The 7,890-nt window shown below is 37.4% G+C and carries 7 protein-coding genes; 1 reads left to right on the top strand and 6 read right to left on the bottom strand.

Annotated features, from left to right (window positions below):
• Positions 1 to 155 precede the first annotated feature (155 nt).
• The 6 genes from M3182_RS16085 to sirA form a co-directional block, all read right to left on the bottom strand.
• Complete coding sequence (locus M3182_RS16085) at positions 156 to 722, bottom strand: NlpC/P60 family protein (protein WP_251425976.1); 567 nt, start codon at positions 720 to 722, stop codon at positions 156 to 158.
• A gap of 573 nt (positions 723 to 1,295) precedes the next feature.
• Positions 1,296 to 3,092, bottom strand: coding sequence for an ABC transporter ATP-binding protein (locus M3182_RS16080; RefSeq protein WP_251558954.1), 1,797 nt, complete (start codon positions 3,090 to 3,092; stop codon positions 1,296 to 1,298).
• Between the two features lie 3 nt (positions 3,093 to 3,095).
• Complete coding sequence (locus tag M3182_RS16075) at positions 3,096 to 4,844, bottom strand: ABC transporter transmembrane domain-containing protein (RefSeq protein WP_251558952.1); 1,749 nt, start codon at positions 4,842 to 4,844, stop codon at positions 3,096 to 3,098.
• Positions 4,845 to 5,126: 282 nt separating this feature from the next.
• A complete protein-coding gene (locus M3182_RS16070; protein WP_251558950.1) occupies positions 5,127 to 5,621 on the bottom strand; it encodes a hypothetical protein in 495 nt (164 codons plus the stop codon).
• A gap of 244 nt (positions 5,622 to 5,865) precedes the next feature.
• Positions 5,866 to 6,084: a YneF family protein gene (locus tag M3182_RS16065; RefSeq protein WP_251425972.1), complete on the bottom strand. Its 219-nt coding sequence runs from the start codon at positions 6,082 to 6,084 to the stop codon at positions 5,866 to 5,868.
• Positions 6,085 to 6,169: 85 nt separating this feature from the next.
• Positions 6,170 to 6,613: a sporulation inhibitor of replication protein SirA gene (gene sirA, locus M3182_RS16060; RefSeq protein ID WP_251558948.1), complete on the bottom strand. Its 444-nt coding sequence runs from the start codon at positions 6,611 to 6,613 to the stop codon at positions 6,170 to 6,172.
• A 227-nt stretch (positions 6,614 to 6,840) separates the two neighbouring features.
• Between sirA and M3182_RS16055 the strand changes: the two genes are divergently transcribed.
• Complete coding sequence (locus M3182_RS16055) at positions 6,841 to 7,860, top strand: DUF3231 family protein (protein ID WP_251558945.1); 1,020 nt, start codon at positions 6,841 to 6,843, stop codon at positions 7,858 to 7,860.
• Positions 7,861 to 7,890: the final 30 nt, after the last annotated feature.

Here is a 7,890-nt window from a genome sequence, read left to right as displayed (position 1 = left end):
TGAGTTATATCCAAGATTTCCATGTAAATACTCAGTAACAAGCTTTATTTTAAATTCCTCACTATATTTGACCATAAAAACACCCCCAAAAGTTAGTTTTATACTCTAACTTTTGGGGGTCGGTACCTTATCCCTCTTTTTTCATTCTGTGATTTTTACCAGGTATTATCTATAAAACTAAATCCGTTGTAATTAAGGTGTGAAGAACTAAGATAATCATAAGGTTTAATAATTGATGGTGTTACCCAAGTTGATATTTGAGAAGCAGGATTGAATACTTTAAAAGTTTTTCCTGCTTTATAGTATGAATACCATACTAATTCACTACAATAAGTTTTACTTATATTTGTAGGACCTGTAGTTACAGAATACGGTATGTTTTTATTTTGAAAATAATATTTTGCCTTTGAAGCAGCAAATTGTCCTAAAGTACTTGAATTTGGTCTAATAACTTTAGATTCTGCATATCTACTATGCCAACCTGATTCACTAATAGTCTTTGGATATGGTTCACTTGACCAACCAGAAGTATGTAAGATAGTTGTTGCATCAATATATATACCTATATGTCCTGTAACTCCCTTACTACTAGTACTTCTAGTGATAATAATATCTCCAGGTTTATTGTTTATTGCAGCTTTTGTTGATGTGGCAGTTGTTACTAATGATACTGAACTTAAAATAAAAGTAAAAATGACAATTAGTTGTAGCATTTTTTTCATTAATAATTTCCTCCTTATATATTATTTAATTTTTTACAATAATTAAATAATAACAATTGAATTAGGTTAAACCTATAAAAAAATGAAAAAATTGGATATTTTTACACTATTTTGTAGTATTTAAACAAAATAGTAATGGTAGCGTCATAGAAATGCGTACGCAAAAGTAATAAAAGAGGATCTGTTAATAAAAATGACAAAAAACCTCATTTTTAGTATGTTAATCTATTGGTTTCTAAAGCTTGTATATTCTATACAAATCTAGTTAACATAAATCTACTTTTCGGAAGTAAGCCAAAAAGCCAAACCTAGTCATATCAAGGGTTTGGCTCTTGTTCGTTTTTTATCGTTTATGCATGATTTTATACAACCTAGTTATAGCAAGGCTTTATAGACATATCACACCACTATAACACTACTATTTTTTGTATAAAATCTAGGTTTTATAATAAAACCGCTTCACTTATGAGAAAAGAGCTTAAAAATTTCATTCAAACATAAGAAATGGCTACAATTGCGTTAAAAATCGGCTATAGGATTTTAACAACAATCTTTACGAAAACAGCCTTTTAGTTAAATAACGGCATTTTCTAGACCTTCCACAGAACCATTCTGTAGGAGATACATTTTATGATAGAGTCCTTTTAACGCAAGTAACTCTTGATGGGTCCCTCTTTCGACAATTTCCCCTTGATGTAGGACAAGGATGAGGTCTGCATCTTGAATCGTTGACAGTCGGTGCGCAATCGCAATCGTTGTTCGCCCTTTACGCATTTTCGCCAACGCTGTTTGAATCGCTTCCTCTGTCTCCGTATCAATATTCGCTGTTGCCTCATCTAAAATAAGAACCTTTGGATTCATCGCAATCGTCCGTGCAAATGCAATCAATTGCCGCTGTCCACTCGAGAAAGTTGAACCACGCTCAACTACTTGGTGTTCCAATCCATCCTCCAACTTCGAGATAAAGGCGTCCGCCTGAACAAATTTAGCTGCTGCCTCCACTTCCTCATCGGTAATGTCTTGATTATGAAGACGAATATTATCCTTCACTGTTCCGTAAAACAAAAACGGATCCTGAAGCACAAGGCCCATTCGTTCCCGAAGTTCATGAATCGGAAAGTCTTTAATCGAAACTCCGTCAATGACAATTTCCCCACGATCAAATTCATAGAACCTCATCAATAGATTAATAATCGAGCTTTTCCCGCTCCCCGTATGTCCAACAAGCGCAACGGTCTGCCCAGGATAAGCGGTAAACTCAATATTTTTTAATACATCGCGTTTGCCATCGTAGGAAAAGCTTAAATCGCGAACTTCTATTTTTCCTTCTTTTACCTTGTTTTCATTCACTAGCGGTTGTTTCGGTGCCACATCTTCCTCATCTAGAAGCCTAAAGACCCTTGAAGCGGCTACAATCGCTTGTTGATACATTGATAAACGTTGCATGATTTGGTTGACCGGCTCGAAAAAGCGATCAAGATAATTGATAAAAGCGTAAAGAACCCCAATTTCCACTGGATTTTCAAACGAACTGATTCCAAAGTAACTTAACACAATGATGAGCGCAACAATATAAACGAGGTCAATGGCTGGTCGCAACAACAAACCATCTGCTTTAATGTTCCGCATGCCCGCTTGGTAGTGTTTTTCGTTGATGTCACCAAACTCTTCTCTCAAGCGCTTTTCTTGACGAAAAACTTGGATAATAGACATCCCTTGTAAAGATTCGCTTAACTTGGCGTTCAACTGACTCAAACGCTCGCGCATATCCAAGTAAAACTTAGAGCTCAATCTACGATAAATCACCATGATGATAAAAATCAACGGCATCACGACTAAGCAGAATAATGCGAGTTTTGCGTTTAGAATGAACATCGCTGTTAAAATTCCCACAAGCAAGAAGCCACTCTGAATAAAAGTCGCAATCACGAACACGAACATATCCTTAATTGCTTCAGTATCATTCGTTACCCTAGAAACAATCGACCCAGCTGGCGTGCGGTCAAAGAACCGGAGTCCAAGCGACTGGACTTTACTGAACACGTCGACACGCAGTTGCTGAATGATTTTAAGTGCGACTTCTTGGAATTTATATAGCTGAAAATACGAGACAAATACATTTAATATTTGGATTCCCATATAAGCACTTCCCAGGATAAGCAATGGCTCAAAAGGGAAATGTCCAAGCGTTAAATAGTCATCAATAAAGATCTTGATTAAAATAGGCCCCAGTACGTCCCCAAGTGTTGTTAATGCCAATAGAAAAAAAGCAAACAAAATGGGCTTTAAATGGGGTCTTGTATAGACCAATAACCTTTTCAATACGGTTCGTTGTTGTTTTGAATTTAACGCTGTCATTTTCTCATCCATTATCTACCCTCCTAACTCAACAAGCTCTTCAAGCTGCTGACGCAGATACATATCCTTGTACCATCCATCCTGACTCATGAGTTGCTCATGCGTCCCACGCTCGACTATATTTCCGTCATCTAAAACAAGGATTAAATCGGCGTGCTCGATTGCACTAAGGCGATGAGCCGTGATTAGTGTAGTTTTGCCTTCTCGATTCTCTTTCAGTGCTTGAAGAATTTCCTCTTCTGTTTTCGCATCAACGGCTGAAAGGGAATCGTCTAAAATTAGAATTTCTGGATTTAATAGAATCGCTCTCGCAATCGAAATTCGTTGTTTTTGTCCTCCTGATAAGGAGACTCCACGCTCGCCGACTACGGTTTCATACCCATCGGTAAAATCAAGAATATCATCATGAATTTGAGCAATTCTTGATGCTTCATAAATCTGTTCCCGGGAAATATTCGGATCCGCAAAGGCGATGTTTTCAGCAACGGTTGCCGAAAATAAAAAATGATCTTGAGGGACATAGCCCATCGACTCTCTTAACTTATCAAGTTGGTAATCCTTTATTGATTTCCCGCCAATCCTAATGTCCCCTTCATATCCTTCAAATTCTCGAATCAGCAGTTTTAAAAGGGACGTTTTTCCGGCACCTGTTTTCCCAACAATTCCAAGAGTAGCTCCTTTTGGTAAGGTAAACTGCACGTGTTCGAGTTGGTTTTCCTGTTCTCCCGGATAGGCAAACTTTTTAATCTCATAAACAAGATTGCCTCTTGGTACTGTGTTTATTGCTCCTTCTCGGTCTTGAATTTCCACTTTCTCATTTAGTAGGGTGTTCACACGATCCAGAGAAGCACGCCCACGTTCAACAATATTAAATAAATGACCAAAGGCAAGCATCGGCCAAATTAATAAGCCTAAATAGGTGGTAAACGAAACAAGCTCCCCTATTGTCATTTCACCCGCCATGACATACCTTGAGCCGAAAACAATCGATAAAAAGTAAGAAATCCCAACAATGATGGAGATTGTTGGATCAAATAAAGAGTCAACTTTTGCGACTGAAATATTCTTCTTAACCACATCTTTAGAAAGATTATCGAAATCTTCAATATCCTCTTTTTCTTGTCCAAACGTCTTAATCACCTTGATCCCAGAAATACTTTCCTGAGATTTATCATTTAACCTTGAAAAAGCTTCTTGAGCTTTATGGAAACGTTTATGAAGCATTCCTCCATACCAGCCAGTGAGAATCGCCATCAGCGGCATTGGCAACAGACAGATTAACGTTAATTTCCAACTAATGGTCGTTGCCATTGCAATCACGACGAACCCTCCTGTTGCAAGAGAGTCCACGAAAGTCAATACACCGACCCCTGCCGTTTGCTGAATCGCTTGTAAGTCATTGGTCGCATGGGCCATTAAGTCTCCCGTTCTCCGCTTTTGATAAAAATTCGGGGACATCTTTGTAAAATGCTGATATAACCTATTTCTCAGTATCTTCGCTAATTTCACCGATGATCCAAATATCATGATTCTCCAGAAATAGCGAAGTACATACATCCCTATTCCAGCCAAGATTAAGACAACAACCCACATGAGAAGCCTATCCCCAGTTAAGCTCCCCCTTTCAATCTCATCTACGACCATTCCAATTACCCGAGGTGGAACGAGTTGCAGAAAAGCAACAAAAAGAAGCGTTAGAATTCCAATTATATATGCTTTCTTTTCCGCTTTAAAAAACCACATTAAATCTAAGAATACTCTCATTATTCTCTCCCCCAACCGCGAGTCTCTGTCTCCAGCGCCTAACCATTTTATCAAATGTTCATAAAATAGAAAAGATTAATGTTATTTATTGGGATTGGCAAATATGAAGATAGCTAAAGGGATCATCGGTGAGTTTTTAAAACCCATCATCCTATCGATTGCTGTAAACCGAACTTTAAGTTCCAATACTCGTAAAAAAGTCCATGTACAAAGAAAAAACACTCAGATACGAGTGTTTTTCCTTTGATTCAGTCGAGCAATTAGTTTGCGTGACTTCGTTGTCTATTGATTTTCAGCTTGCTTATCTAATTCGGCCTGATACTCAGCCGCTTTTTCTTCTGCTTCACTTTTCACCCTATCAATGTCTTCAGCTAATTCTTCTGGGACGTAGGATGCTCTGCCTAAATATTGAGCAACGACATTGTAGTCTGTCACCATATCTTTATAATTTATATCACTTGTTGTCGCATCAACATAATCCTTCGTTTGAATTTCTTCGTATTTCCTTAGTGCAGAAGCAAGGTAGTAGAAATTCTTTTGTGAATCTGTTTTAAGTGACACTGATTCAGCAATCACACCGTCATAATCTTTGTCTAGTAGCATCTTTGTAAATTTTTCATCTTCTTCTGTAATTTCTCTTTCTTCTTTAGCTGCATTAGTAGATTCTTCAGTTGTTTCATTCTTTTCTGTAGCCTCTTGGTTCTCCGCATTTTCACTTGTTCCACAAGCTGTTAAAATTAGTAATAATATAATGAATAAAAGACCGAATTTTTTCATGTCAATTTCCCCTTTAGAATAATTTTTTCTTCTAGTATGTAACAATTTAACAAGGTTCATGCCGATCGAAAAATGGGAATTATCTCATAAATCTCTCAATAGCGTGAAAAAACCACTTTTCCTTGGTATATACCAAGGAAAAGTGGTTTTTTCTAATAAAAGAAAACTTGTACAGAACCATTTTACAAATCTGATGGTCCTGATCTATTGTTCACTAGTATTAAAGCATTTTAATAGCGCTTTATTACTGCTTACCTTGTTGTTTGTTCATTGCTGACATCATTTGGTTAATCTTTTTCTGAGATGGCTTCATTCCCATTTGCATCATCATCACTTTTAACATCTGTTCGTTAATTGGTGGATTTTTCTTCAAGTAGTCCATCATATACTTACGTGCAATGAAAAATCCTAGTGCTACACCAGCGATTAGAGCTAGTATACCTACTAGAACATAAGTCCACATACTTTTTTCCTCCTTCATGTTGTCTACCATACAGTGTACTCGACCAAACGTAATTATACAATATTCGCGAGCATTTTTCTCTATTTTAGACAAATTTTCTTTCTTTGATCGGCTTGAGCCAACCAAAACGACTGCTCTCAAGATCAACAGCCATGAAAGAGGATTCAATTTTACGTAATACTTCAAAAAAAATGGTCTCAACCTCTAAACTACCATCAGATTCAAGAACCAACTTGCGATCATTCACTACTTTTAACAAAGCAGTACCACGAAATTTATTCGTCTGAAGAACGTAGGTCCCTTGTTTCACTTCAAAACCTTTATGATTCGATAAATGTTGATAAAGGAGTTGATGAATCCTTAACACCGGTAAAGGTTTTGTAACATACTCAATTTGTTTGGAAATAATGGATTTTAATTCTCCATCTGCTAAATGATAATCTCGAAACAGTTGATAAAACATACGCTCTCTACCAACATAATGGCTAGCAATTTCATCTTTGATTAAATAAAGTTGATAGGACCTCATTAAGTCCCCTCCTCTTTAGACAAGCTTTATTCCATTATAAGAAATTCCAGCTTCATTGATTGTCTAAAGGTGGAGAGAAAACGCACTAATTTTGTCAAATTACAGAATTCTTGCTTTTCCTTCATATTTATTGGGATAAATTGCCCCTTTTCCACATGAATGCGAGAAAGTTCGGGCATGCTATTTCTAAAAACATTCGGGCAATCTCGAAAGGCAGGGTAGTAGGGATGGAAGAAAAAACGAACATTCGCCTCACAGCAGCAGAAATGTCAGGGTTATGGACAGAATATATCAATGATACATTAGGTGTGTGTGTAAACAGATACTTTCTTGAGAAGGTAGAGGACAATGAAATCCGCCCAATCATTGAAACTTCTTTACGATATTTTGAGGAAAACATTGATGCTTTAGAGAAGATTTTTAATAAAGACCAATTTCCGATCCCACAGGGTTTTACCGAAGAGGATGTTAACGTTAATGCTCCTAAGTTATTCTCAGATACTTTTATGGTTATGTATTTAAGGCATATGTCCATTTTAACTATGGCTGCTAGCAGTGCTGCTTTAGGGCTTGTGACTAGACCGGATGTGGTCGAGTTCCACAAAAAGATGTTAGAAAAATCCGTTAAAATGCAGGACTTAACACGGGATATCCAGCTTAAACAAGGAACATATGTAAGACCCCCTTATATCTCGATCCCGGATAAAGTTGACTTTGTTGAACAGCAACAATGGTTAGCAGGTTTCTTCGGGAAGAAACGTTCGCTCTCGTCAGTTGAAATAACGCATTTATTCCTAAATATCCAAACAAATCATATTGGAAAAGCATTGATCACTGGTCTTGCCCAAATTGCAGAAAGCGATGATGTAAAGCAATTGCTGTTAAAGGGCAAAAAAATGTCCCAAAAACATATCGAAATCTTTGGTAAATACTTATTGGATGAAGACCTTCCTGCCCCAATGGGATGGGATACGGCTATCACTGATACGACATCTAAAGTATTTTCAGATAAACTGATTGTGTTTCATGTTTCCGGCATGATTGCTGCCGGCATTGGAAATTATGGCGCAGCCATGGCAGCAAGCCCAAGGAGAGACATAGGTTTCCGCTATGCTTCCTTGATTCCTGAAATTAGCTTATATGCTGAAGACTGCGCCAACCTGATGATTAAAAATGGTTGGTTGGAAGAACCTCCCCAAACAGATGACCGCGAAGGACTCATTAATGGTGAACCGCTGCCAGATTAGTATAGAAAACGACTCGTTGATTTCAATCGA

Origin of the sequence: Mesobacillus maritimus, assembly GCF_023715205.1 — a bacterium.
Taxonomy (GTDB): Bacteria; Bacillota; Bacilli; order Bacillales; family Cytobacillaceae; genus Mesobacillus_B; species Mesobacillus_B maritimus_C.
Note: the sequence above shows the minus strand (reverse complement) of the source record. Positions and strands in the feature narration are given on the sequence as shown.

What these genes read in the sequence shown, in the direction of transcription:
- M3182_RS16085 (WP_251425976.1), bottom strand. Translation starts at nt 722, where the DNA reads ATGAAAAAAATGCTACAACTAATTGTCATTTTTACTTTTATTTTAAGT.
- M3182_RS16080 (WP_251558954.1), bottom strand. Translation starts at nt 3,092, where the DNA reads ATGGATGAGAAAATGACAGCGTTAAATTCAAAACAACAACGAACCGTA.
- M3182_RS16075 (WP_251558952.1), bottom strand. Translation starts at nt 4,844, where the DNA reads ATGAGAGTATTCTTAGATTTAATGTGGTTTTTTAAAGCGGAAAAGAAA.
- M3182_RS16070 (WP_251558950.1), bottom strand. Translation starts at nt 5,621, where the DNA reads ATGAAAAAATTCGGTCTTTTATTCATTATATTATTACTAATTTTAACA.
- M3182_RS16065 (WP_251425972.1), bottom strand. Translation starts at nt 6,084, where the DNA reads ATGTGGACTTATGTTCTAGTAGGTATACTAGCTCTAATCGCTGGTGTA.
- sirA (WP_251558948.1), bottom strand. Translation starts at nt 6,613, where the DNA reads ATGAGGTCCTATCAACTTTATTTAATCAAAGATGAAATTGCTAGCCAT.
- M3182_RS16055 (WP_251558945.1), top strand. Translation starts at nt 6,841, where the DNA reads ATGGAAGAAAAAACGAACATTCGCCTCACAGCAGCAGAAATGTCAGGG.